The following is a 25665-nucleotide window of genomic DNA, read 5'->3' as shown; positions in this document are numbered from 1 at the left end:
TTGATTAGTTTAATATTTTTGAGAGGTTGATTTTTTTTGAGAGGTTTGATTTTGCATTGTTTACAATCATACCAAAAAATTTAATGGACAAAATCGTATGAATTCAGTTTGTAAGTGCGTATATTACAGCTAAGACTATTGCAACAAGGCCGAATTCAGGATGTCCAACGTTCCACCCTATGAGTGTGGCAAAGAATACGAAAATGAATATTACAGCTATCCGTGATTTTTTATCCATTAAAAAGTCCAGTATAGACCTTGTGAATTCTGAGGGTATGTAATAGGAGTATATTCCATCAGCCAGGTCAAACACCACAACTGGACTGTTTTTCCATATCTTTATGTTATCTGCCATCTGGGCCCGTTCCCCTGCTTCACGTCGGCTTTTACCTATACCTGCCCTTAATCTTAACCCATTGTTGAGAGAATGCCATGAAGAATCTATTCCTGCCCGAAGTGCAGCGTCTTTTGTTGGCATGGTGGCGATAAGGTCGTCTCCACCTTCCCTGTAACCCTCGATCTTACCTTCGCAGTCATTTTCTATGAAATTTGTCACATCGTTCATTATTTCAACGAGCTTGTCCCTGCCGTTTTCTGCTATGAACTGAGTAGAATCTACTGCATCAATGAAAAGATAATTATCATAAGAAGTAGGGTTCCCCTCTAAACTACCAAATGCTGATGAGAATACAACTGCAAACTCTCCACCGAGTTTTGTGAATCCTACACCTGATGTTTCACCAATCTGTTTGTTCAAATTTATTGATCTTTCTATTGATGCTGCCCCTGTCATTCCAACAGCAGCTCTTACATCAGTTCCCTTCTCCATACCAAGAGATATGAGTTTGACAGCAATTCTTATAGCATCATTTTTGGATAATAAACGGGAAACGATTTCACTATTACTTTGCTCTATGATCTGGCCTTTACCCTTCTTTATGATGTCAACGAATTCGTTTATAAGAGTTCTATCACTTCTGAAGACTTCAACGTAAAGGAATCTGTCGCTTCCCATGATTATGTTACTCAAAAGAGCGTATTCATTTATTTCATTTTCAGCTGGTTTTATCTCAATGAATTTCCTGTTTTGGGGAATGTTCCCGTTTCCTACCTCATTTACAAGGTTGTGAAAGATATTTTGGGTTGTTATATGTGCCGGTTCAATTTCAAGGAGCATGGTCCTGGTGTAGTTGATCATATCCACGTAATCCCTTTCCATGTCATTGGTTGGGTAGTACTTGGTTCCTATGCTTATAACCCTGTGTTTTATTAGAAATCCAAAGATGGCTCTTGAGATGTAATCCATGACCATTTACTTTTCTCCTCCCTTCTCTAATGTTATATCGAAGTGTCCTGGTTTTTCCATGAGCATACTAGGTTTTACTGACACAATAGGGAACTTCCATGTTCCAAGTCTTGCAGCCACTGTGCTGGCGATGTTTCTTGAATTTTTCTTTACAAATGCGTAGTCGTGGTCGTTAATGGTTATGTTAACATTGTAGGGAGATTCTTCAAGTACTTCATCGGAATAAATAATATTAAGCTCAAAGGATCCGGGTTTAGTGAAAAGATCATTTCTAACAGCGACAAGTGGGGCATGTTCAAGTTTTAACCTATCTCCAACTGTAACTGCAATGTTTCCTGCATTTTTAACCGCATCCTTGTAGTCCCTTGGACTTACAAGTACAAATATGATAAAATCGCTGGTTTCTTCAGCATCTTCAACCATGTTGAGAAACTTATCAAATAATGGAATTTTCATGAATATATCTTCTATCTTAGAATCAATACTCTCTTCCTTGCTCTTACTTATCCTGTCGATAGCTTCTTTTGCAACTGCGATACCACTTAACTTCTTGTTTTTCTTCTGTTTGTAGCTGTCGAGTCCTTTCTTTTCAAAGTCTGTCATTATTTGAGAGCATATCTTTTGCAGTATGTTTTTAACCTTTTTTGGTTTGGATGAGGTTCCAATTGACACTGTACCATCATTTATACTGTAAGGAATTCTTCTGCTGCTGATATCCCGGAACTCATCGTAATATTCCCTGAAAACATCGTTTGATAGTATTTTGGCATCTTCTTCTTCTGCTATTTTGAGTATGAAGTGGTCTGCTGTTGTGCCTGAGGGAACCTGTTTTACTTTCTCTTCATCAAGAAGTTTGTTAAATTCCTCTTTTTGATCTATTTCGTGTCTAAGCGATGCATCCGCTATTAAAACAGGTTCATAGCCTAATTCTTTAAGGGCCTTCACAGCATTCAAAATGTTTTCTAATATGGGTTTTCCATCCTTAACTTTCCCGTAATGGGCTACATTGGATGCATCAACAATTGCTTTCAATCGATCACCTTACAAGTGTTTTCATATTTTGCAAGACATCTCCGTGTTCCATCAGCACGGTTTAGAATAATTTCAATGAAATCTTCTTCTATATTTATGGTGTTAAAGGAAGAAAGTTCTTTTCCCCTCAGTCTCAATGATGAAACTGTACCTGCTGTTACAAAGGCTGTGTTTTCCATCATCCATACATGAGGCATGTGTTTATGGCCAGAAAGCACAAGGTCTGCGTTTCCGTTTATCACAGACTGTAAAATATCTCCTGCATCGCTCAAAACGTTCCTTTCACGTCCGGTTCTTGGTACCGGTATTATATGGTGGTGCAGAGCTATTATTTTGTAGAGATGATCTCCTCCGGCATTTTCAAGCTCATTTTCCATCCATCTCTGCTGTGATCTTCCTACCTTTCCAAAGTCCAGGTCTGGTTCACTGCTGTCAAGTCCAATAACCTTTAAACCATGTTTTTTGACGTTTAAAACGCCGTATCTTTCTTTTATAAGTTCTTCGAAGCATTCATCTCCAACATGTCTTGCATCGTGGTTTCCAGGAACGACTAACATTGGAGATTTTATCATGTCAAGATATTTAGCAGCCTTTTCAAACTCAAGGTAATAACCGTTTTCAGTTATATCCCCTGTAACTATTGTTACATCTGGGTGCATATCATTGATGTCATATAATGCTTTTATGAGAAGATCTTCTTCGAAGTTAACAGATCCGACGTGTAAATCAGATATATGAGCGATGAATACCATTTAACTTAACCTCAAAATGGCCTCTGCAAGGTCACCACCTGTATCCTTCAGAGCTTTCAAAGCTTCCTCCTTCGTTACACCAGTTTGATTTGATACCAGTTCAATGTCATCAGTAGGGATCTCCAGTTCGGCTTCAATTTCTCTTTCCTTTATTTTACCGCTTATCTGGTATGTTTTTTGACCCATGAAGTCCATGAGATTTACTTTGGGGTTTTTAATTAAGATCTCCTTGTTTTTAAATTTAAGGATGACCTCTATTACACCCTTTACGTCCTTCATGTCCATTCCCATTTGCTTCATTGACCTCTGCATCTGTTTTAACTGTTTTGGGTTCATGCCTGCACCAGGTAACATTATAATCCTCCTTTTCTTGTCTTTACAGCTTGACCTGTGTTAAAATTCATTATTTCACGACCGCATAAAATTGCCTTACCAAAGGCTATCAAATCATCGTTTTGATTTACTATCAAAACTTCTTCATTAGATTTTATATTTATATCACAATCTATAACAAATTTAGCAAATATACTTTTTCCTTCTTTGGCAAATGGTTCAGCATCCGCATTCACAGCAACCCTATTTTTAGGATATTCAAGGTGGGAATGCAGTCTCCTGGCACCTTCTCTGTCAAGGACGAAAACACCATCACTTGCACGCAGAGTTGCAATAAGAGTTTCTCCATCGTACACGTGTCTGATTTTCCCGGTTTTTTTGCTTTTAATTATCTTAATATCTCCCTTGAATAACGCATTTCCGGATCCACTCCCAAACTGATAATCTGCTATATATTTCACTTTATCCTTGTCATTTATATTTATTTTTAATGGATCTAGATCATAATATTCAGTTTTAAAATCAAGATCAAAGGTTTTTAAAACTTTTTCATTAATTATAACATTATTAAAACCTTCAATATATTTTTTTACTTGATTTTTCACGAATTTTAAGGAATCTAAATCATTTACAAGGGGTGATTCATTTTGAGCCAGAGGATACACCTCATCGATCTCTAGGGGTATCACTGCAAATGGTACATCAACTACAGCTACCTGGAGGTTGTCCCAAATATTTTCAGTTGACCCATCTTTTTGAACCTTATAAAAATCCCCTAGATCGTTGCGAATACTTTTTGAGTACGGTTTTCGGGATCTTGGGAGCAGCAAAAGATTTTCCTTTGGTGGAAGCCTTTCCATCTTTTTAAGATGTCTGTATATCTCAGATCTGGCCAGTGATTCAGGGCCGGAATAGAAGAATGCAGAATTTTTAGAGGCAGGATCATACTCCTCAAAGTTTGAAGTGTATTTTTTGAAGTTTCTGAGGCCGTCAAGGAGGTAAGGATGAGATCTGCATCTCTGCTCCACAAGTTCCATGAGGTTACCGTCGACAATGGCTTGTCTTATTGTCCTGATCTCTGCTAAACTAATGTGAAGGTTGTGCTGGGCTATTAATTTCATTCTCTTGTCTTTTTCCATGCCCCTTAAGTCTTCAGGAGTGTAACTGTTGCAAACAGGACATGAACACGGCATTTCAACAAGATTTTCAAGTTTGTAGGTGCCTGTGGGCATCATGAACCTGTCACCTTTGGCATAGAGAATGTAAGCTGCTGAGTCAAATAGGTCGCAGCCCATGGCAACTGCAAATGCAAAAACCATAGGGTGCCCGGCACCCATGAGATGTCTTGGTTGTGATTCAGGTAAATGGGTTACAGAAGCCATTACAACATCCAGGAGGTCTGAATATTTGTAAGATTCCATTAAAGGAACAACAGCCCCTATTGGATAAACATCGAAGCCCATACTTCCTATTTCATCTGCACATCGGGATCGAAGGTCAGGAAATGTGGAACCCTGCACAACAGAGTTCAACAAGAGTTTATCCCTAACATCCAAAGCTTCTTTAGCCCTTTCAAGGGTTATTTCAAGTTCTCTCTCAGCACGTTCCCTTTTTACATATGGTGGTGTTGGTATGTCCAGAGAAGTACCTATATCGGTGCCTATTGCTTCCTGGAACTCTATGATCTCCCTGTTTGTGACATCAATATCACCGTAAACAGAAAGCTGGAATGAACCGGAATCTGTAACAATAGGGCCTGGGAAGTCTATGAACTTATGAACACCCTCTTCAAGCACTTTAGCCCTGAGATCTTCGTTTTTATACATTATGTAAGCATTTGTTATGACTATTTCTGCCCCAAATTTTTTAACGTCCAGAGTTTGCTTCCCTGGATGGATTACAGGCATTAAAGCCGGTGTTTTAATGTTTCCATGGGGTGTTTTGAGTATTCCAACTCTTCCCATTGCATCTTTGTATTTTATCTCGAAATTCAACTTTTTCCACCTTTTATAATGAATATGAATTCTGTAACTAATATAAATCGTTATTTTTTATTATTAAATATAAAAATTATCCACTAAAATGCTAAAAATTATTCAACAAGTTCAGAAAGCCTTTTTACCATCTCTTTAACCCTATCACGGGAATTTGCTATTTTTTGACAGTTAGAACCGCAGATGCAACTATCAAATTGAGGACAGATAATATATTTTAATTTTTCACAGTTTAACTCTTCAAAACCAAGTTTTTTAACGTTTTTAAGAACCCTACGTTTTAATCGCGGATCATCAATATCTTCCATATTTCTACCTAAATATAAGGGTGTTTTGACACTCGATGCAAATTTAGATGAACCCCTCACAATTTTTCGTTTATTTGCACGTTTTTCAGCTATTTCAAATCCTGAACTATTTAATTCATGGTCCCTGAATGGTAATCCTGCATCACTTAATGCTATCATACGTTCATCTTTCATTGATAATGGGGTGTCAATATTTTGGAGTGAAGGTGACGCAATTGTGCCTCCAGTTCTTCCGAAGCGCGGTCCTTCCCCTACATGGAAACCTACTTCTATGAGGCCGGAACGTACAGGTGCTGCAGATGTGTACGTTAAAATCATTCCGTCTTCTTTCAGGATAGTTTTGAGGGCATTGAAAAATTCAACGGTGCAAAGTTCTGGAGATTTAGAAGGACTGAATGGAGCTAGGAATATTGCATCATAATTTTCGCAATTTTCACCATAATCATGTTCGTTAACCTGATTTTTGGATTTATCATGGGTTTTAACTATTTTTTTAATTAAATCCCGTGCATCTTCACAGTATATATTTATATCCAGGTTTTTAGAGATTTTATCAGGTTTTTCTTTTGCCTCATACTTTTTACAGATTTTATTCTGTGTTTCTTTTATTTCAGGCTTTTCATTGATTATATCTGAATTTTCGCTTATTTTGAGGTTTTCTGGAATGTTTTTATTCAAAACATCTGATTTTTTAAATTCATCTTGGAGTTGAAATTCATCCTGAAATTTAAATTTAAGGACCCCTTCGTCATAAAGTTTGTTTTCTACTGCTTTTTTAATAATTTCATGGGATTTTACTGGACTTGGAATAAGTAAATTAGCTGCAATGGTTTCTATTGAAATTTCAACCATGTCAATTCTAATTTTGGGATAAATTTTTGGATGATCTTTAATTAATGGATGTTCAGATTTGTTTTCATTATTTAAATTTCTATCATTTAAACTATCATTTAAAAATTCGATACATGCAGCTGAATGGTATCCAAGACCGCTGCAGATGTCCAGCACATGTAAATTCCTTCCATCAGCCATTTTTTCTTTGAGTTTTGACGGCTTAACATATTTTTCAATTGATTCTGTTATTGCACCGTGGTGAGTGTGCATTGTTTCAGATTTTCCATTGAAATCATCTGATCTGAGTGTATAAGATCCATCATCAGTTTCTATTAAAAATTCGTTTAATTCATATGCAGCACGGGATCTTGCATTTTTGTCCCCTAATTTTTCGGCTTTAAACCAGTTTTCAACTATTTTCAAGACGTTTTCTGTGACTGTAAGTGTATTATAGTGTTTTTGGGTATTCATACTTTAAATCAACTTTTATTCATTAATCTTTTTATCAATTAGGTTTTATAATTTAGTAAATTCCTATATTAAATTACAAATCAATTACTTGTTATTTAACTGCTTTTCAGATATACAACTTTTTCATTTTTAACTATTAGTAAAAAAATAATATTCTAATTACTCTAATCTTATTAAATTAGCTTTATTTATTTTTATCCAGAAAGACCACATGAGTTATTTACTCCATCAATTTTTGGATTTTTCACAAGAAATAATAACTCTTGTAGTTTTGCATCCGTATTTATGAATGTATTGGAAGCAAACTTCAAATTTTTCAGGATTTGCTAATAGCTAATAGATTTGCTAATATATATGCTGCCAATTATATTAAAGTAGAAACTGATATTAAAATAGATTAAATACATGGAGGTATCAACTTGGTTAAGATAATTGGTATTGTAGGAAGTCCAAGAAAAGATGGGAACACAGCATATCTTGTTAAAACTGCCTTAAAGTCTGCAGAAGAAATGGGAGCGGCTACTGAGCTAATAAACATAGCTTTGATGGATGTTGAGCCATGCATTGCCTGTGACATATGTAAAACTATGGGTGAATGTGGAATATACGATGATATGAGGGAGGTCATGGAAAAACTCATGGATGCAGATGGGATAATCATGGGAAGCCCTGTTTACTTTGGAGGGGTCACATCCCAGATGAAAATGCTCATGGACAGATCAAGACCTTTAAGGATTGATTTCAAACTTAGAAATAAAGTTGGTGGTGCCATAGCTGTAGGGGGTTCAAGAAACGGTGGCCAGGAGACAACAATATCTGCAATACATGAATTCATGCTTATTCAAGATATGATAATTGTGGGAGATGGGGCACCACTTGCCCATTACGGTGGGACTGGAGTTGGAGGACCTAAAGGCGACACAGAAAATGATGATTTTGGTGTTAAAACATCTAAAAATCTTGGAAAACGTGTTGCTGAACTTGCAATGAAGTTAACAGATTAAAGAATGTTAGGTAGATATTAACTGGGGGAATATTGGAACATTGTATTAATTATTTCCATTTAATGAAAAATCAATACAATAAATTGCCTCCTAATTTAAATAAGTTCATTTATGTCCATTTTAATAGAATTTACATTAAAATTAAATCATTTTAAAAAACCAGAATTAAATCTTTATATAAACTAAATAATATAAACATCTGACAAGTAAATTATTACAACGTTACTTTATGCTACTTTATCTTATGCTACTTTATCCAAGGAGATTATATGAAGATAGTCGTCGTTCTACCTGCTTACAATGAAGAAAAAACTGTAGCCGAGGTCATGGAAGAACTTTTTAATAGAGGATTTGAGTTATTTGTGGTTGATGACGGTTCTGTTGATGGTACATACAACATAGCAAAAAATATCATTGATAAAAAGGGAAACCATGGATTTATTTACAAACATCTTTTAAACAGGGGTTTAGGAGCTTCCTTAAAGACAGGTATGGATGCAGCTCTTCTGCACGATCCAGACATCATAGTGACATTCGATGCAGATGGACAGCACGACCCTGAGGATATAATCCAGGTTTCCAGGCCCTTAATAAAGGGTGAGGCGGATGTGGTTATTGGAAAAAGGGACTTTAATGAAATGCCCCTTGCAAAAAAACTTGCAAATCAAATCATGAATATGATAACATGGATTTTTTATGGAGTTCGAGTGAATGATTCTCAATCGGGTCTTAGAGCTTTTAAGAGAGAAGCTGCAGAGGTAATTGATTTTAACTCCAGGGATTACGGTGTTTCATCTGAAATAGTCAATGAGATCAAAAAAAATCATCTTAAACTTGAAGAAGTGCCAATTAAAACAATTTATACACCTTATGCCCTGTCAAAAGGGACTAATCTTAAAGTGGGACTTAAAATACTGCTTAAATTAATAATAAATGTCTTAAAATAATAAAAATTTTATAAGGTTATGAATGTTTTATAATTTATAAATTTTGAGGGTTCTAACTCTTTGTAAAAGAGCTCTTAAAATTGTGAAAAACTTGAAAACTAAATTTCGTGAAGTGAAGGTGTTAAAATGATATTGATATACCAGGTAATTGGAATTTTACTAGGAATTGTAGCCTTACTACTGACTATTCTCCGATTTAAAGATGGTAAAATGTCCCTGGGAATGTTTGTCGGTTGGATTTTAATTTGGCTCATTGTTATATTTGTCTCCATATATCCTGAATCAACATCATTTCTGGCAAAATCTGCTGGAATAGGAAGAGGACTGGATTTTGTTTTGATACTGGGTATTTTATCCTGTTTCTATCTTATCTTCAAGTTATACAATAAACTAGAAACTATGGAAGAAGAGATCACGGATCTTGTGAGGAAGATCGCCATTCAAAATGAGAATTCAGGTGTTTCAGATGAAGATAATGAGAAAGATAAACCTTAAGAAACTATCTTCAAATTTTATTTATGCTTCTCAGATGCTTTGGTAACTTCTTTATCCTTGCAGGTGTACCTATTGCCAGGTAAAAAGGAGGAACATCATGTGTTACTATGGATCCTGCAGCTACCATGGCACCCTCACCAATTTCAATATCTGATAAAAAAGTAGAATTTGCTCCAATTGAAGCTCCTTTACGAATTGTGGGGCCTTTAAGTTCGTAATCAACTCTTATTGGATATTTATCGTTAGTGAAGCAGACACAGGGCCCAATAAATACATAATCTTCGATTAAAACATTTTTAGGGATGTAAACGTTTGATTGGATGCTGACGTTGCTTCCAATCTTACAGTGACCTTCAATAACTGTATTTGTTCCGAGAAGTACATCGTCCCCTATTGTTGTTTTTTCACGTATTACCACGTTGTGGCCTGTATTAAAATTGTTCCCGATTTCAACATCATTATATATTATTGTGTTTGAACGAATAAGAGGATTTTTCCCAATAAGAGGATATTTAGATGTTTTTTTGTATTTTACCCCAATTGTAAAGTTTTCAGCCACTTGTGGACCGCATGGGTGGGTGTATACTTCATGAAACTCAGTTCCAAAAAGATCTTTAAATCTCTTCATTTTTTCCTGTCCATTAAAAATTTTACGCTACTAAATTAACAACCCTTAAATCAAATTTTAAATCAAATTAATTCTACTACTGATTTATCTTTAGCAGATTTCATTGAAGCTAGAACAACTTTAAGGGCATGTATCCCATCTGCTCCTGTAATCTGGGGCTTTTCATCCATGGTAACTGCTGATAAAAATGATTTCAGTTCTTCTTTCAACGGTTCTTTATGCTCCAATTTCACTTTCTGTGAATTTTTCCCGTAAACATCAACGCTTTGATCTATATAATCTATGGATATAATCCCTTCAACACCAGTTATCTCAAGCTGTCTTTTTTTGTAGGGAGTGAGCCAGTTAGTTTCTAAAATGCCTATTACACCATTTTTGAATCTCATCATTATTTCTGCATGGTCTTCGTATTCACATTTTTCAAGTTTACTACCCATGTTGGCATATACCCTAGATATTGGGCTGTTAAGCAAGTAAAACATAATGTCAATATCGTGTATGGCGAGATCTGTTGTAACACCGACGTCTTTTATCCGGGGAGGAAAGGGCCCTACCCTTTTTGTTGATGCAGATACAATGTCCCCTATTGCACGATCGTTTATGAGTTTTTTAGCCTCCAAAACCGCAGGGTTGAATCTTTCAACGTGTCCTGTTGCGAGTTTAACTCCTGCTTTATCTGCAGCTTTTACCATTTCTTCTGCTTCTTTTAGGGTGAATGCTATCGGTTTCTCGACTAAAACATCTTTGCCATGTTCGATAGCATCCATCACAACTTCATGGTGGTATGTTGTGGGTACACAGACACTTACAACATCTACATCTTGCATTTTAAGTATGTTATCATAATCAACAAAACCAATAGTATTAAATTTCTGGGAAACTTCATTCAAAGTTCCCTTCATAATATCGGAAATTGCCATTAAGTTGGCATTTTCAAGCTCAGAATAAACCCTAACATGGTTGTAACCCATAGCTCCAACTCCGATTACTCCAACGTTAACGTTCTTCAAAGTTAACCTCCAATCATTTGTCAATTAATTTTTTTTTATAATTTAATTCCATTGGTTAATTAGAATTTGTGCTATTTAAGAATAAATTCAATTTGAAATTTATTTAAGCAGATTCATTAAGGATTTGATAAGTTATGAGAAGATTTGAGACTCTTTTAATCATCAATATTAATTATTGTGCTTATTATACAGTATTTTATAAATTATAACCACAATTTAAAATTTTAGTTTATTTTCTAAGAATTAATCGTAAAGACTTATAATGAAAATGTGCATATATAACTTGAAAAGTGTGTGATAATTTTTAGATGTTTATATTATAAAATTTAATTGCTAAATAATTATCTAAATAAATAAAACGGCAATAAACTGTTAAATGATTATTTAAATCTGTAAGAGCAGTGATAAACATGAATGTAGGATATTTTATCGGTCATTTTCCTTATATTGATCTTCTTGATGATCCTGATTATGTTAAAAAGTATGCGCATGGTGGTACAGAGATGGCAGCCTACAATTTAGCCATTAATATGGTAAATATGGGCCATGAAATAGATGTTTTTACAACATCCATAGATTCAAAAGATTCCCTTGAAACTTATCCTCACATGAAGGTTCATCGTTATGGAACAACTATGAAGATTGCCAGTGCTAATCCATCATTTAAATTGATTTTTAAACCTTTAAATCATGATGTGGACATTATACATGCACATTCACCAATTCCTTACTCTGATATCCCGGCTTTAATCTATGCAAAACGTAAAAAAGTTCCATTCATTTTAACATATCAGTATGATGGTCAAGAGACAGGTGGAAGTTTTATTCGTAATGCTGGAGTCTTTTTATACAACAAAGTTTTTATTAATAAAGTCCTGGATTATGCAGACGTCATAATAGCCACTACAAATTCGTATGCGAATGAATCAAAGTTTTTAAAGGGATATAAAGATAAAATAGTTGTAATACCCAATGGAATAAACATAGAAGAGGTTACAACCAGCTATTCAAAAGAAGAATGCAGAAATAAATTGAAATTGCCTGATAATGAAAATTTAATACTGTTTTTGGGAAGTTTGGTTCCATACAAAGGGCCAGACATATTATTAAAAGCTCTTCATAGGGTTAAAAAAGAAATTCCTGATGTTAAATTAATTTTGGCAGGTAGAGGGCCAATGTTAACTGAACTTGAAGAGTTATCTAAAAAATTGGGTTTAGATGAAAATATTGAATTTTTGGGATTTGTTGATGAATCTTTGAAACCCCTGTACTTTAAAGCATCAAATGTTTTTTGCTTACCCTCAACCACAATGGCAGAATCTTTTGGTATTGTGAATTTAGAAGCCATGGCTTCAGGCATTCCAATTGTATCATCTAAACTGGGAGGGATCCCAGATATTGTTAAAGATGGAGAAAATGGATTACTTGTTAAACCAGGGGATGTTGAAGGCCTGGCAGATGCATTGATTTACCTGCTAAAAAATGAAGATGTTAGGGGAAAAATGGGTGATGACGGGCTAAAAAAGGTTAAGAGATATTCATGGGAAAAAATTGCTGAAGAAACTGAGAAGATTTATAAGAAATTACTTGAAAAGTATTGAAATCTTAGATCAATGCCAAAAATAAATACTAATTTTCCGATGTATCCAAATTGCGCATTTATCCAAATAGTATGAAAAGACATGAATACTTTTAATGGTGAAATTAATGGAAATCGATTATATAAACGGGCCCAGAACAGATAAAATATTTGGGGTATCCAAGTACCAGATGGAAATCTTCAGAAGAATTGAAGGTGTTGGGTGGAATATTATTGAATATGATTCGTTAATGCAAATTCTTGAAAAAAAATATAATGCGAATTCCAAGTCCGGATCACACTCACAGACTACTGGCAACAGATCAATATATGAAATCAAATCACTAAAATTTATTGAGGATATGGGAAAAAAAACTTTAAAAACCCTTGATAAACATAGATATATTCATACAGTCAAGAATGAAGTTAAAGAAGGTAACATTAAACATATAACATCACAGGAACTTGCATATATTCTGAATTCAGTTAAACTTGAAAATAGCATTGTAACATGTTACGATCTTATTCCATGGGCATATGACAAAAACAGATCTTCCATATGGAAAGAAAATATGAAGGGTTTAAGGCTTGCAGATTGTATTATTACAATCTCTGAGTTTTCTAAAGAGGAGATTATGAAATATTTGGATTATCCTGCGGAAAGGATTAAAATTGTTTACCCTGCTGCTGATCATTCTGTTTATTATGAAAATCGGAATAAAGAGATTTTAAGTAAACTTAATATTTCAAATGACCAGAAAGTTGTGCTTTATGTGGGTTCTGAAATGCCAAGACAGAATGTTCCAGTTTTAATAAAGGCCTTTGCAGAACTTAAGAAAAAATTTCCTGACATTAAACTGGTAAAGATAGGCGAATCACAGAGTTATAGGGAACGTGAAAATATTTTAAAGTTGATAAAGGACCTTCATTTACATGAAGACGTTATTTTTGCAGGATACGTACCTGAGGAAGACATGCCCAAATGGTATAATGCCGCTGACATCTTGGTTTATCCCTGTGCTTATGCAGGTTTTGGTCTTCCACCATTAGAAGCTATGGCCTGCGGAACACCAGTAATCACATCAAACACCACATCACTGCCTGAAGTGGTGGGTGATGCAGGCATAATGATAGATCCACAAGATGTTGATTTAATGGCTGATAAAATGTATGAAGTCTTTACAAACAATAGTTTAAAAGAGGAATTAGTTAAAAAGGGACTTGAACAATCAAAACGTTTCAACTGGGAAGACAGTGCAAAAAAAACCCTGGAAATATATGAAGAAATATAATTGATTGTTATTGGTATAACAGTGATTCTATGAAAATTGATTACATAAATGGGCCAAAAACCGATAAAATATTTGGAAGATCTAAATATCAAGGGGAAATATTTAAAAGACTGGATAAAGTTGAATTCAATATCATTGAATACAAACCTCTAGCTGAAATTATAAAGAAAAAATTTCATCTTACTCCAAAACAAGAAAAATTCACAAATGATGTAATTGAAACCAAAACACAAAAAGATAATAAATTAATCAGTTTTATAGTTAACACTGGAAAAAAAACACTTGACAAAAGTGATCGATACAGGTACAGTCAAATCATTAAAAAACAGATTAAAAAAGGATTTATTAATCATATCACTTCGCAGGAATTTGCTTTTGTTTTGAATTTGGTTAAGCTTGAAAAAAGTATTGTAACATGTTATGATCTTATTCCATGGATATATGAAGGGGATCGTTCTCCTTTGTGGCGAAGTATTATGGATGGTTTGAGGGTTGCGGATTGTATTATTACAATCTCTGAGTTTTCTAAAGAAGAGATTATGAAATATTTGGATTATCCTGAGGAAAGGATTAGAATTGTTTATCCTGCTGTTGATCATTCTGTTTATTATGAGAATAGAAATAAAGATATTTTAAGTAAAATTGATGTTTCAGAGGATGAGAAGGTTGTGCTTTATGTGGGTTCTGAAATGCCGAGACAGAATGTTCCAGTTTTAATAAAAGCTTTTGCAGAACTTAAGAAAAGATTTTCTGATGTTAAATTGGTAAAGATAGGCGAATCACAGAGTATTAAGGCACGTGAGAATATTTTAAATCTAATTAATGATTTGAATTTGCAGGAAGATGTTATTTTTGCGGGGTATGTGCCGGAGGAGGATATGCCCAGATGGTACAATGCCGCTGACATTTTGGTTTATCCATGCGCCTATGCAGGATTTGGTCTTCCCCCATTGGAGGCAATGGCTTGTGGAACACCTGTAATTACCTCAAACACTACTTCATTGCCGGAAGTGGTGGGTGATGCGGGTATAATGATAGACCCACAAGACTATGATCTAATGGCTGATAAAATGTATGAAGTCCTAACAAACAATAATTTAAAAGAAGAATTAGCTAAAAAAGGACTTGAACAATCAAAACGTTTCAACTGGGAAGACAGCGCAAAAAAAACCTTCAAAACATATAAAATGATTAATTTAAATTAATTTTGAATAAAATCAAAAACTGAATAAATGTAGGTTTGATAATATGGATATTGGAATTGTGCATCCGGAATTAATATATCCGAGGGGTGCTGAAAAACAGGTCTGTGAATTAAGTTATCATTTAAATAAAATGGGTCATGAAGTTACAATTTATACATTTGAAAAAGAAGAAAATTATATTTTTGATTCATTGCTTAAAAATGTGAATATAATATCGTTAGATACAAAATGGGTTATAAATTGTATTTTTGGATTTAACCAATTTAGATGGGTTCATTTAATTAAAAAAATCAGCTCAAAAATTGGAGATCATGATATAGTAAATGCACATAATCACCCTGCACAATGGATATCTAAATTTACAGATATACCTACAGTATGGACGTGCAATGAACCCTATAGGTATGGTTCGTCAGCTTTAAATAAATTAAACTTTTACAGCATGGATAAATCTTTAACTTCAAATGTCAATTTAACACTTGCGTTCAATTCCAGAATGCAAGAAATGATCCAGGAAATTTATCCTGAAAACAAAGTAGCAATCAATGTATCTGGAGTTAATTTGTACAGACCTATCAAACACAGTGATGATGGATATTTTAATTCTATTTTCGTTGGACCTTTGCACCCTCGAAAAAGGCAACTTGATATTATAAAAGCGTTTTCTTTGATTGAAAGTGAAATTCCAAATATAAGAATGCACTTCGTTGGGGGGAACGTTGGTATTTCTTCAAAGACTCTAAAAAAATCTATGATTGATTTGGCTGATAAAAATGGTTTGGAAATACTTTTTTATGATTCCATTTCAGATGAAGAGCTATATAATTTATATGATATTGCTGACATCTCAGTTTTTGTGCCAGAATCTGAACCGTGGGGTATTTTTCCATTAGAAACTATACTGGGAGGAATACCTACTATAATTTCTGATCAGTGTGGAGTTAAGGATATACTTCCAGATGATCATTTTGTTGTTGAAACTGGGAACATCAAACAATTGGTTGATAAAATAGTGGAAATTAAAGATAACTACGACGAGTACAAGGATAAAACACTGAAAACTTCAGAAACAATATCGGAAAATTATTCATGGGAAGCCTACAGCAAAAGAATGGAAAATATTTTCAATAAAATTATTGAGTAATGGTCTAAACATAATTAGATTATTCACATTTTTTATAGTTAAAGAAGTAACTTATTAAACTTGTTGAATTACTGAGTCCAACTAAACTGTTTTTTAATCTGAAAACTGCTTTTTTCAGGTTTATTTGGACTGAGGATGCAAAACTTTTGGTACTTAACTATAATTATAAAATTCCTTTAAAGATTTTTATATCATCTTTTGTAACTATTTTCATAGCGTAAAGGAGTAACACATATGCAAATAATCCGAAAACGGCTGATGTTATCCAGTTTACATTAATTTTCAAGTAATAAACGGATATTAAAACTAAAATACTGCTAAATATAGTTTTCAAAATATTTTGAGTCAGAGAAATTTTGAAAAAATATTTAGATAAATATGTGAACATTAAAATAAATCCTAACCCTTCGGTTGCAACTGTTGCGGCAGAAGCACCAATATAACTAAATTTTGGGATTAAAATTAAGTTTAAAGTTATATTAATCAATGCATTTGCACCTGTAACAATTGTAATTGCTTTTTGTCTGTTAATCGCTCCTAATATATTGCCAAATAAATTTGTTATGAAGATTATTGGCACAACGAATATCAATGCTTGTAAAGCTGCTATGGATGCTGTATAATTTCCTCCATAAATAATCAAAATTATTTTGTCTGCAAATACAAAACCGTACACAAATATGAACATGGCAATTGCAAATAGATATTTAACAGATTTTTCGTATTCTAATTTCAATAGATTTTTGGCGGATTCAAAATGTTGTGACATTAACGGGAAAATAGACGTTACAAAAACACTGGGTATGAATAGTAAGACAAAAATCAGTTTGTATGCTGCGTTATAGATTCCCACTGCAGAATTACCAACCATGATCGACAGCATAACAGAATCTATATAGAAATAAATAACAACTAAAATACTGGATAATCCAAAAAATGATGCCTCATTAAGGGTTGGTTTCCAGAAATTTAGATCTAAATGGATTTTAGGTAAAAAGAATTTCCATGAATAAATAAAGAAAGTTAAAATTAGAATTATCCCACTGGAAATAAAATAAACTGATGCTAATGCTATGATGTCAAATCCATAATATATTACAGTTAAAACGCCTGCAAGCATTAAAACAGCATTCAATATAATGTTTAAAGACATATACTCCATTTTTTCAAATGCCTGAAATATTGAGTTGAATATTCCAGTAAATGCTCCGAATATAACAGACAACGTAATAAGGTATACAACGTTTTTAACAGTTTGAGGATAATTTAAGATGTACACTGCCAGAGCAATGAGTCCAAAGGTTAAAAAAGCCAAAAATACTTTCATCACAGCAGTATTTCCAATATATCTGTTCGCCTGAGATTTATCCCTTGAAACCTCTCTAGTAGTTAAAGTTCCTAAACCTAAGTCTGTAAAAACTCCAAAAATTCCTGTAAGAGATAAGGCCAGGGATAAAACTCCAAAACCTTCAACTCCTAAATATCGGGCAGTATACAACGTTGTGAAAAAGCCCAATAAGTAACTTATCACATTTGCTACGAACAACATAGTCGTATTTTTTGCTAAAGTTCTTATTCTACTCATAAAACACCCTTGATTTGTCTTTTTGGGTAATACCCTCAAACTATACTAAAATAATTTTTTGAGTATAAATTCTAAAATTTTCAACTTTAAGAATTTCTTATTAATATTAATATTAATTGAAAATATAATTTACTAAATCCTTATATCTTAAAAGTATTTTTAATCAACTTTAAATCATTTTCTACAGATTATTTGAATGTTCGAGAGTTTTCGTATTTTTATGCTTAAAATATACCCTCAAAATTTTTACTCCAAAATTTCCTAGTTTTATTCATTTTTAGATAAGATCAAAATTTAAAATTAGAAATACATTGAAAGAAAAGTATTTTGGTTAATACATTTTTAATATAAAACATGGGAAATAAAGGAACCAAATGGAGTACTTATAATTTAGAATATGCGAAAGATCATGAAAAGAGAAATCCAAATGATTATTGGGAGTTCAAGGCAATTTTCAAGCTTTATGAACCTAAATCTACAGATAAAATTTTAGAAATAGGTTGTAACACAGGAGAATTTTGTAATTTACTGAAAGAAAAGTATAATAACGAAACTTATGGAGTAGATATTAATAAAAATGCTATAATAGTAGCAACTGATAAATATCCAAATCTAAAGTTTCAGAGTAAAGATATTTTTGAATTAAAAAAAGAAAAATATGATATTATATATATGCAACATGTTATTGAGCACCTTAAAGAACCTGAAAGAGCATTGATTAAATTAAGAGAAGATAATTTGAACTGTGGAGGCAAGTTAATTATCACCTGTCCCAATAAATGGGCTTACTTCCTAAAGGCATATACATGGTGTAAAAAAATAAAATTTTGTTATGACCCCACACATGTTTCAGAATTTTCTCCTTTAACACTATCTAAACTTATAAAAAATGCAGGTTACCAAAAGGTTAAAATATTTACTAAGCCTTTAGGTTTTCCATTTAGTTCTCTTATTTCACCTAATTTCTACTATTCTTTACCTTCATGGGTGTTTGGAGGACATATTTTTTTGTTGTGTCAAATGTAATTATTTTTGTTAAAAAAGTTTAAAAAGAGAGTTTTCATTAAACCCTATTCCCTTCTTTTATGTAATAGTTCAACTGGTCCTTTATTATATCATCCAGTTTATAATCTGTTTTTGCACCGATCTTCTGTATTTTTTCTGTGTTAGATAAAAGAATTGGAACTTCAGCGGGTCTGAATCTGTCCGGATTAAATTCAACAGAAACTGTGCCTTTTTCTGTATCCAGGAGGATTCCTTTATCTTCAATGGAATATTCCAGGTTTCCTTCCAGCATCATTTTGTCAACTTTGGTTTTGTCAAATTTAATTCCATAAATTTTATCGTTATCATTTTCTGTTGGATCTGTGATAGATTTTTCACCATTAAATGTTTCTATTTTATTTATATTCCAACCTGCATGTTCCAAACTTAAAAGTATATAACTTAAAATGGAATTTGTTCTCATGGATCCCTGATTGTAAACTTCTCCAGATTTACCGTTTTCCGCAAGCACCATATAACCCTTTATTATGTCTTTCACATGCGACCAATCTCTAAAAGCATTCACATTTCCAATGGTTATTTTATCTGTTTCTTCAAACTTCAGTTTCATAACCTGATTTGTTATAACTGATGTTACAAACATTGAACCTCTACCTGCCCCTTCATGATTAAATGCCCTGGAAACAACTGTATTCAAACCATAAGAATGGTAATAATTTCTCATCAGGTAATCTCCATAGACTTTGGAAACTGCATATGGTGACATGGGTCTTAAAGGATTGGTTTCTTTTATAGGTACCTCTGGAATTTTTTCGGGTTCAGGAAATATGGTGCCGTACTGTGTTTGTGCCTGTTGATACTGGGTTGGGGAAGATATCACAAGCCCATATTCTTCGCTTGAACCTGCAAAAACTATTTTAGGGTCATAATTTTTTATTCTAATTGCATCCAATAAATTTGCTGTTCCTATGGAATTTATCATCTGTGTTTCCATGGGATTTTTGAATGAGCGCGGTACAAAAGATTGTGCTGCAAGGTGGAATATATAATCTGGTTGTGATTCATCTAAAGCATTTGCAAGGGATGTTATATCAGTTAAATCTCCTTCTAAAAGCTTTAAATCATTGTCAATACCATGATCAACCAGATTTTTGGCTTTCGTCCCATCCGCCCGGCGTTTGATCAATCCAAAAACATTTGAATCATTTTTAAGAAGCTCTTCTGCTAAATAAGAACCAACAAAACCACTTATACCTGTTATCAAAACATTTTTATTATTCCAGTTCATTTTATCACCAATAAAATAATTCTTGAGTTTATACCATGTACTTTGATATACTTTTAAACATTCATGTAATAAATATAAAAATTATTCCTTAATATTTATTTTGCTAATTAGATGGTTTACAATCCTCTCTCTAGAACTTGATAATGTATTTTTGGACTCCACTCAGTTTTGAGATCTTCTGATAACACTATAAATAAACCCAATACTCGCCGAGGCGTATAAAGCGAATATATATATTGCAAGACCCAAAAAAAGACGTTTATCATTTTTAAAAGCGTTTTTAAAAGCATCGGTTAAATGTATCCTTCCTGCGGGAGAATATTGTTTTGCCCCTTTTTTTGTTCCTTGATCTTTTAAAAATGTTTTTGCTGCACGTCCGTACCTAAAATTCTTTCTTACTACTTCCATTAAGGTTTTGGGTTCACCAATATGGAGTTCATAAACATCAATAACAGCAAAGTGAAACTTACTTTTAGCCAATTTGTTGAAAAGGGCAAAATCCTCCCCAAATGTGGGTACATTCTCCTCAAATCCCCCAACCGAGTCTATTACATCTCTTCTTAAAAATGTTGCACCTGCAACATTTTTATCATATTTGATGGCTCCAACATAATTCAGATGTTTAACATAACTTTCTTTTTCGATTTTCCGGACTTTAGCCCAGAAACTTATAGATTCATCAGGGATCCAATTTATACAAACTCCATCATATCCTTCATTCTCACATTTTTCAATGCTTTTTTCTAATATTTTAGGATTTAATATAACATCAGAATCAACCCGGTAAATATAAAGTCCATCAGAGTTTGATATGCCAATATTAGTCTGTTTGCTCATATTTTTGATGTTTGCATTAATGACCTTTGCATTAAATTTTTCTGCAATCCCAATAGTTTTATCTTCAGAGCCACCATCAACAATTATAATTTCATAATTCTGATAACTTTGGTTTTTAATGCTTTTTAAGCATTGTTCTAATGTTTTTTCAGAATTTAGAGTTGGTATAATTATAGAGATTAAAGGATTATTTTTCATTTAATTGCCTCGATATTCAATAATTGAATTAATGCTGGTTCAGTAGAACAATTTAAAATTAAGGATGGTTGATTACAATCTGTAAAATGATTCATTATCTTTCAATTCATTTCTCGCAAGTTAAATATTTTTAATATAACTATTACCTTGGTAATTAAATATAAGTTTTCAACTTCATTGATTTTAAATTCATAAAGAATTTTTACGAAGCTTTTGGATTTTTCTTCATTTTTGATGCCCTCAATTATGTTATAACCCTCATGGATCTCATAATAACCATTAATTATTCAAATTACAAAATGAGTTTTATTTACCATTAAATTTTATATTAAATAATGGGATAGATTTAAGTAGATTTGATGTTGTTTGAATGAATATTTTCTTTACCAATAAAATTTAAAGTACATTCCATATTTAATTCTTAAAATGTTAAGATAATTTGAAAGTAGGGTTTACTATAAAATAATCAGGTGCCAAAATGATATACTTCAGAGGCTGTGTTGTAAGAGAAAAGCTTGGAAACATATCCCAAGCCACAGAAAAGATATTAAAATTATCAAGTGTTGATTACAGAGTTCTTGATGATGAAACCTGCTGCGGATCCTTTCTTTTAAGGACTGGATTTCAAAGTGAGGCACTTAATGTTATGGAAAAAACTCTGAATGATCTAAAGGGCGAAAAAATACTTGTATCCTGTGCTGGATGCTACAATACCTTAAAAAATGATTATAAAAAGTTATTGGGTGTAGAACTGGATGTTGTTCACACGTCCCAGTTTTTCAACGATCTTATCAATAAAGGAAAACTTAAGGTTAAAAAAAATCCCGTAAATGTCACTTACCATGATCCATGTCACCTCGGACGACATTGTGGGGTTTATGATGAGCCAAGGGAAATTTTAAGCAAAACTGCCAATTTGGTTGAAATGGAAAGAAACAGAGAGCATTCTCGCTGTTGCGGTGCAGGTGCAGGTGTTAAATCTGCATTTCCAGAGAATGCATTAAAAGTTGCAGAAAAACGGATTAAAGACGCAGAAAACACAGGATCAGATTTAATTGTAACATCCTGTTCTTTTTGTATTTTGAACCTTAAAAATGCCCTTGAAATTTTTAAAAAAAATAAAAAAGAAAGTACAAATATTTCCAGAGTTTTAGATGTATCGGAAATCATATTAATGGAGTTTGAAGATGAAGAAGTCTGAGATTGAAGTAATGAACAGGTCATTTGGGATACTAACTGAGAGGAGGTCCCACATTCTTAATGATGAGCGAACTCTCGAACTTAAAGACAAGGTTAAGGAAATAAGGCAGTATTCAATCTCAAACCTTGATGAATTGATGGATATTGGAATAAAAAAGCTTCAAAAAAATGGGATGGAAGTTATATTAGCTGAAACTTCTAAAAATGCTCTTGAAGCCATATATGATATAGTTAAAGATGAATCAATGGTTGCAAAGTCCAAATCAAATACTGCTGGGGAAATAAGGCTTTCAGAGTTCCTTGAAAACAATGGTGTTGAGGTTCTTGAAACTGATTTAGGTGATAGAATTGTCCAGTTTGGTCCTGAAAACAGATCTTCCCACCCTACTGCACCTGCTTCTCATTTAAATGTCAAAAAAATATCTGAAATAGTTTCAGATGAATTTAATCAGGATGTGAAACCTGAACCCCGAGCCATATTAAATATAGTTAAATCGGACATTCTTGATAAGCTTTCAAAATGTAAAGTTGGAATTACAGGTGCAAATTCAGTTGCAGCAGAAGATGGTTCCATAATAACAGTCCACAACGAGGGCAACATAAGCCTTGTATCAATGCTGGACACCCATATTGTGATTGTGGGTATAGATAAATTCGTCAAAACCATAGAAGAAGCAGTATCAATTGTAAAACTGGAAACCATATACGCAACCGGACAAACAACACCAGCATATATGAATGTTATATCTGGCCCTTCACAAACAGCAGACATTGAAAAAGTGCTTTTGAAGGATATGTACGGCGCTAAAAGGGTAGTTGTGATACTCCTTGATAATGGAAGAAGCCGTGCAATTGATGAAGGTGGCGAATGCCTTTTATGTATTGGCTGTGGCAGCTGTATTGTCTCATGTCCAATTTACAATGCTGTTGGATATGATTTTGGATACAGACGGTATTTAGGTGGTAGAGGTGTGGTTTTCAGCCGTTTCGTAGAAGATCAGAAATCTTGCTTTGATTCAGGTCTCTTCACATGCACTTTATGTGGTTTATGTACATTAGAATGCCCTGTTGGCATTAAAACCAATCAATTAATCGAAAAATTAAGAAAAGAATCTGTTGAATCTGATATTTTTTGTGAAGAACACTCTAAAATTGCACATAAGATCCAAAAGAAGGGCTCGCCCTTCTAGTTTGGTATCCTTTTTATTAGTTGGGTATTTTATTTTAACTTTTTTAATTAACTCCTTTTAACGATCAAAGCGTGTGCAAGCACCATGCCGCTTAGGAACATGAATGTTATCATTGCTGTTCCGTTTATTCCACGGTTCTGTATGAATAGTCCGAGTATTGCTTGGGCTGCAAATGCTGTAACAGATCCTATGAGGAGTGCTTCTCTTCCAAGGAGACGTTTGTTTCCTTTTTCTCTTTTTTCTCTGTATATGGTGAGTATTTTTAATCCTAAAACAATTACAAAAACACACCAGATGAGTAAAAGCACAAGCGCCACATATCCAAAGTCAAATCCAACTCCGTAAATTCCGGGTAGGAAGTAATCTATTACATCTTTTTTTGTGGATAGTACTCCATAAAATACCTGAAGAGGAAGTCCAAAAGCCAAAATAAATGATATTGGAAGTGCTAAGTAACCGCTTGAACTTCCAAGATCAGCAGATCCCCAGTATGATGAACCCTGAACATGACCAAATAACGTTGTATTCTGGATAACCAGCTGTAAGCTGGGTATTGCATTCCCATAAATTCGTTCTATCCTTGTTACAGGACTCAATATGGTCATGGAAAGCAGTCTTGATACTGCTTCAAGTGAACCAAATGCTAAAGCAACAATTACAATTGCAGCAATGACCCTTTTGACTGTTAAAAATGATTTTTGACGGAAGGATTTTGAAATTAGTAAAAATCCTATAAATAAACCCATTAACCATAACATAAGGAAATCCCTGTGCATTAATCCCCCAACAATTGTTATAATGATCATAAGAAGGTATATAAACCCTCTGAGGTTTCTTACTCTTATTCCGACATTTTCCATCATTGGTAAAGCAGCCAACGAGGTTACAATTACCATAAGTGCTATGGGACCATAGGTGTGTGTAAACTCATGGAAACCCAATGACGATATGAACAAACCTAATGTATCCATACTAAAAAGAAGTGTAATTCCAATCCCTAAAATTAATGAAAAGGAGAGCACACGGCTCAATGACATTTTTAATATATTAAAAAATAACACTATCCCTATCTGTATTATGATTGCAATTTCCAGTATAAATTCAAGATTATTCTGAGCTACTAAAAACATTATATTACTCCAAGTCCCTTAGATTTAGTATAACTAGTTTTATGTTATTTTTTTAATTAATTTGATTGTAAAGATAATCTGTGATTGGTAAAGATAATTTGATTGTAAAGAAATTTAATTATTGTTAAATTTAATTATTTAAACATATCTGCTTTAAAGATATCTACTCAAAATAAATATACTTTAACTACTTATTCTAATGCGTGTTTATAATATACTCTTTCAAAGAAGACTAATTTTAAATCTTTAAAAAATAGGACGTTCTGTAAATCTAAAGTTTTTTTTATTATATTAATTGAAAATAACATCCTTAAATTTATCCCAAATTAAAAGATAAGATATATCATTCCTTTAAATTTTCAACACTCCCAACTCAACGCTTTTTTAATCACTTCCTTTAATCTGGATTAACAGATCTTTTAAATACCTGGAATAATTTAAATGGTTTCTTTGGGGGTTTGCTTGGTTTTTCGCCTTGATAAATTATTTTCACTTCATAACCAATTGGAATGTCATCAAATTTCTTATCTAACACTGCCGATCCAAAAACATCTACTTCTCCATTATCAGTTTCCAATGTGTATTTATTACTATGATATATTCCAACATCAGTCTCTTTGCATAAATAAATTCCACTAATTTCATCACCTATGGCCTCAGGTCTCCAGATACTATCTTCAGGATCTTTAACCTCTTCCCATCCTTGATTTTTATTATTTTGTATTCTTCTCACCATATTTCACATCTTCCTTTTTCTTTTTTTATATATTTACCTATCCACTTTACTTATCCACGAAAATTGAATTAAGTTAAGATTATTTATGAAAATAAGAATAATATCCTCATTGGGGAGGAGCAGTTGAGAAGTAATAGAAGTTACATATTTTCCATCTTATCC

23 protein-coding genes are annotated in these 25665 nt (G+C 33.2%); 10 read left to right on the top strand and 13 right to left on the bottom strand.

All coding sequences use genetic code 11. From position 1 onward, the window contains the following. Positions 1-103: 103 nt before the first annotated feature. The 6 genes from MSWAN_RS06400 to MSWAN_RS06375 all read right to left on the bottom strand — a co-directional run bounded on the left by MSWAN_RS06400 (position 104) and on the right by MSWAN_RS06375 (position 7030). Positions 104-1312, bottom strand: coding sequence for a hypothetical protein (locus MSWAN_RS06400; protein WP_013825806.1), 1209 nt, complete (start codon positions 1310-1312; stop codon positions 104-106). Next, positions 1313-2338, bottom strand: a complete 1026-nt coding sequence (locus MSWAN_RS06395; protein ID WP_013825805.1) for an NYN domain-containing protein — start codon at positions 2336-2338, stop codon at positions 1313-1315. Beyond that, positions 2335-3090 carry a metallophosphoesterase family protein gene (locus MSWAN_RS06390; protein ID WP_013825804.1) on the bottom strand — a complete coding sequence of 252 codons (756 nt, stop codon included), beginning with the start codon at positions 3088-3090 and terminating at the stop codon, positions 2335-2337. Before MSWAN_RS06390 ends, MSWAN_RS06395 begins: the two co-directional genes overlap by 4 nt. Then, positions 3091-3444, bottom strand: coding sequence for a nascent polypeptide-associated complex protein (locus tag MSWAN_RS06385; protein ID WP_013825803.1), 354 nt, complete (start codon positions 3442-3444; stop codon positions 3091-3093). After that, positions 3444-5387, bottom strand: a complete 1944-nt coding sequence (tgtA, locus tag MSWAN_RS06380) for a tRNA guanosine(15) transglycosylase TgtA (protein WP_048188333.1) — start codon at positions 5385-5387, stop codon at positions 3444-3446. Before tgtA ends, MSWAN_RS06385 begins: the two co-directional genes overlap by 1 nt. Positions 5388-5515: 128 nt before the next feature. After that, positions 5516-7030 carry an MnmC family methyltransferase gene (locus MSWAN_RS06375; RefSeq protein WP_013825801.1) on the bottom strand — a complete coding sequence of 505 codons (1515 nt, stop codon included), beginning with the start codon at positions 7028-7030 and terminating at the stop codon, positions 5516-5518. Between the two features lie 419 nt (positions 7031-7449). Between MSWAN_RS06375 and MSWAN_RS06370 the strand changes: the two genes are divergently transcribed. The 3 genes from MSWAN_RS06370 to MSWAN_RS06360 all read left to right on the top strand — a co-directional run bounded on the left by MSWAN_RS06370 (position 7450) and on the right by MSWAN_RS06360 (position 9476). Beyond that, entirely contained in the window at positions 7450-8034 is a 585-nt protein-coding gene (locus tag MSWAN_RS06370; RefSeq protein WP_013825800.1) for a flavodoxin family protein, read from the top strand. 269 nt (positions 8035-8303) lie between these two features. Next, positions 8304-8981 carry a glycosyltransferase family 2 protein gene (locus MSWAN_RS06365; protein ID WP_013825799.1) on the top strand — a complete coding sequence of 226 codons (678 nt, stop codon included), beginning with the start codon at positions 8304-8306 and terminating at the stop codon, positions 8979-8981. Between the two features lie 126 nt (positions 8982-9107). Further along, positions 9108-9476 carry a DUF2304 domain-containing protein gene (locus MSWAN_RS06360; protein WP_013825798.1) on the top strand — a complete coding sequence of 123 codons (369 nt, stop codon included), beginning with the start codon at positions 9108-9110 and terminating at the stop codon, positions 9474-9476. Between the two features lie 10 nt (positions 9477-9486). Here the strand turns inward: MSWAN_RS06360 and MSWAN_RS06355 are convergent, their stop codons facing one another. Together MSWAN_RS06355 and MSWAN_RS06350 are read right to left on the bottom strand one after the other, a co-directional pair. Further along, complete coding sequence (locus MSWAN_RS06355; RefSeq protein ID WP_013825797.1) at positions 9487-10104, bottom strand: acyltransferase; 618 nt, start codon at positions 10102-10104, stop codon at positions 9487-9489. 62 nt (positions 10105-10166) lie between these two features. Further along, on the bottom strand, positions 10167-11114 hold the full coding sequence (locus tag MSWAN_RS06350) for a Gfo/Idh/MocA family protein (RefSeq protein ID WP_013825796.1): 948 nt from the start codon (positions 11112-11114) through the stop codon (positions 10167-10169). A 410-nt stretch (positions 11115-11524) separates the two neighbouring features. Between MSWAN_RS06350 and MSWAN_RS06345 the strand changes: the two genes are divergently transcribed. From MSWAN_RS06345 to MSWAN_RS06330, 4 genes are all read left to right on the top strand, one after another. Continuing rightward, positions 11525-12715, top strand: a complete 1191-nt coding sequence (locus MSWAN_RS06345) for a glycosyltransferase family 4 protein (protein WP_013825795.1) — start codon at positions 11525-11527, stop codon at positions 12713-12715. 106 nt (positions 12716-12821) lie between these two features. After that, entirely contained in the window at positions 12822-13985 is a 1164-nt protein-coding gene (locus MSWAN_RS06340; protein WP_048187969.1) for a glycosyltransferase family 4 protein, read from the top strand. 29 nt (positions 13986-14014) lie between these two features. Further along, a complete protein-coding gene (locus MSWAN_RS06335; protein WP_013825793.1) occupies positions 14015-15190 on the top strand; it encodes a glycosyltransferase family 4 protein in 1176 nt (391 codons plus the stop codon). Positions 15191-15233: 43 nt separating this feature from the next. Then, positions 15234-16334 (top strand): glycosyltransferase family 4 protein, encoded by a 1101-nt coding sequence (locus MSWAN_RS06330; RefSeq protein ID WP_013825792.1) that lies wholly within the window; start codon positions 15234-15236, stop codon positions 16332-16334. A gap of 163 nt (positions 16335-16497) precedes the next feature. Here the strand turns inward: MSWAN_RS06330 and MSWAN_RS06325 are convergent, their stop codons facing one another. Then, positions 16498-17919: a flippase gene (locus tag MSWAN_RS06325; protein ID WP_013825791.1), complete on the bottom strand. Its 1422-nt coding sequence runs from the start codon at positions 17917-17919 to the stop codon at positions 16498-16500. A 354-nt stretch (positions 17920-18273) separates the two neighbouring features. Between MSWAN_RS06325 and MSWAN_RS06320 the strand changes: the two genes are divergently transcribed. Then, positions 18274-18945 carry a class I SAM-dependent methyltransferase gene (locus MSWAN_RS06320; protein WP_013825790.1) on the top strand — a complete coding sequence of 224 codons (672 nt, stop codon included), beginning with the start codon at positions 18274-18276 and terminating at the stop codon, positions 18943-18945. Positions 18946-18982: 37 nt separating this feature from the next. Here the strand turns inward: MSWAN_RS06320 and MSWAN_RS06315 are convergent, their stop codons facing one another. Next, positions 18983-20212, bottom strand: a complete 1230-nt coding sequence (locus MSWAN_RS06315) for a GDP-mannose 4,6-dehydratase (protein WP_013825789.1) — start codon at positions 20210-20212, stop codon at positions 18983-18985. Positions 20213-20374: 162 nt separating this feature from the next. Next, positions 20375-21247: a glycosyltransferase family 2 protein gene (locus MSWAN_RS06310; RefSeq protein WP_013825788.1), complete on the bottom strand. Its 873-nt coding sequence runs from the start codon at positions 21245-21247 to the stop codon at positions 20375-20377. A gap of 478 nt (positions 21248-21725) precedes the next feature. Between MSWAN_RS06310 and MSWAN_RS06305 the strand changes: the two genes are divergently transcribed. Beyond that, a complete protein-coding gene (locus tag MSWAN_RS06305; protein WP_013825787.1) occupies positions 21726-22448 on the top strand; it encodes a (Fe-S)-binding protein in 723 nt (240 codons plus the stop codon). Beyond that, a complete protein-coding gene (locus MSWAN_RS06300) occupies positions 22435-23637 on the top strand; it encodes an LUD domain-containing protein (RefSeq protein WP_013825786.1) in 1203 nt (400 codons plus the stop codon). Before MSWAN_RS06305 ends, MSWAN_RS06300 begins: the two co-directional genes overlap by 14 nt. Positions 23638-23684: 47 nt before the next feature. Here MSWAN_RS06300 and MSWAN_RS06295 read toward each other — a convergent pair whose 3' ends face one another. Both MSWAN_RS06295 and MSWAN_RS06290 read right to left on the bottom strand, forming a co-directional pair. Further along, positions 23685-24767 carry a hypothetical protein gene (locus MSWAN_RS06295; protein ID WP_013825785.1) on the bottom strand — a complete coding sequence of 361 codons (1083 nt, stop codon included), beginning with the start codon at positions 24765-24767 and terminating at the stop codon, positions 23685-23687. Between the two features lie 397 nt (positions 24768-25164). Continuing rightward, positions 25165-25503 carry a hypothetical protein gene (locus MSWAN_RS06290; protein WP_013825784.1) on the bottom strand — a complete coding sequence of 113 codons (339 nt, stop codon included), beginning with the start codon at positions 25501-25503 and terminating at the stop codon, positions 25165-25167. Between the last annotated feature and the right edge of the window lie 162 nt (positions 25504-25665).

Origin of the sequence: Methanobacterium paludis, from assembly GCF_000214725.1 — an archaeon.
GTDB classification, from domain to species: domain Archaea; phylum Methanobacteriota; class Methanobacteria; order Methanobacteriales; family Methanobacteriaceae; genus Methanobacterium_C; species Methanobacterium_C paludis.
The sequence above is the reverse complement of the archived record's forward strand: the minus strand, read 5'-3'. Positions and strand labels throughout refer to the sequence as shown.

What these genes read in the sequence shown, in the direction of transcription:
- MSWAN_RS06400 (WP_013825806.1), bottom strand. Translation starts at nt 1,312, where the DNA reads ATGGTCATGGATTACATCTCAAGAGCCATCTTTGGATTTCTAATAAAA.
- MSWAN_RS06390 (WP_013825804.1), bottom strand. Translation starts at nt 3,090, where the DNA reads ATGGTATTCATCGCTCATATATCTGATTTACACGTCGGATCTGTTAAC.
- MSWAN_RS06385 (WP_013825803.1), bottom strand. Translation starts at nt 3,444, where the DNA reads ATGTTACCTGGTGCAGGCATGAACCCAAAACAGTTAAAACAGATGCAG.
- tgtA (WP_048188333.1), bottom strand. Translation starts at nt 5,387, where the DNA reads ATGGGAAGAGTTGGAATACTCAAAACACCCCATGGAAACATTAAAACA.
- MSWAN_RS06375 (WP_013825801.1), bottom strand. Translation starts at nt 7,030, where the DNA reads ATGAATACCCAAAAACACTATAATACACTTACAGTCACAGAAAACGTC.
- MSWAN_RS06365 (WP_013825799.1), top strand. Translation starts at nt 8,304, where the DNA reads ATGAAGATAGTCGTCGTTCTACCTGCTTACAATGAAGAAAAAACTGTA.
- MSWAN_RS06360 (WP_013825798.1), top strand. Translation starts at nt 9,108, where the DNA reads ATGATATTGATATACCAGGTAATTGGAATTTTACTAGGAATTGTAGCC.
- MSWAN_RS06355 (WP_013825797.1), bottom strand. Translation starts at nt 10,104, where the DNA reads ATGAAGAGATTTAAAGATCTTTTTGGAACTGAGTTTCATGAAGTATAC.
- MSWAN_RS06345 (WP_013825795.1), top strand. Translation starts at nt 11,525, where the DNA reads ATGAATGTAGGATATTTTATCGGTCATTTTCCTTATATTGATCTTCTT.
- MSWAN_RS06340 (WP_048187969.1), top strand. Translation starts at nt 12,822, where the DNA reads ATGGAAATCGATTATATAAACGGGCCCAGAACAGATAAAATATTTGGG.
- MSWAN_RS06335 (WP_013825793.1), top strand. Translation starts at nt 14,015, where the DNA reads ATGAAAATTGATTACATAAATGGGCCAAAAACCGATAAAATATTTGGA.
- MSWAN_RS06330 (WP_013825792.1), top strand. Translation starts at nt 15,234, where the DNA reads ATGGATATTGGAATTGTGCATCCGGAATTAATATATCCGAGGGGTGCT.
- MSWAN_RS06325 (WP_013825791.1), bottom strand. Translation starts at nt 17,919, where the DNA reads ATGAGTAGAATAAGAACTTTAGCAAAAAATACGACTATGTTGTTCGTA.
- MSWAN_RS06320 (WP_013825790.1), top strand. Translation starts at nt 18,274, where the DNA reads ATGGGAAATAAAGGAACCAAATGGAGTACTTATAATTTAGAATATGCG.
- MSWAN_RS06315 (WP_013825789.1), bottom strand. Translation starts at nt 20,212, where the DNA reads ATGAACTGGAATAATAAAAATGTTTTGATAACAGGTATAAGTGGTTTT.
- MSWAN_RS06310 (WP_013825788.1), bottom strand. Translation starts at nt 21,247, where the DNA reads ATGAAAAATAATCCTTTAATCTCTATAATTATACCAACTCTAAATTCT.
- MSWAN_RS06305 (WP_013825787.1), top strand. Translation starts at nt 21,726, where the DNA reads ATGATATACTTCAGAGGCTGTGTTGTAAGAGAAAAGCTTGGAAACATA.
- MSWAN_RS06300 (WP_013825786.1), top strand. Translation starts at nt 22,435, where the DNA reads ATGAAGAAGTCTGAGATTGAAGTAATGAACAGGTCATTTGGGATACTA.
- MSWAN_RS06295 (WP_013825785.1), bottom strand. Translation starts at nt 24,767, where the DNA reads ATGTTTTTAGTAGCTCAGAATAATCTTGAATTTATACTGGAAATTGCA.
- MSWAN_RS06290 (WP_013825784.1), bottom strand. Translation starts at nt 25,503, where the DNA reads ATGGTGAGAAGAATACAAAATAATAAAAATCAAGGATGGGAAGAGGTT.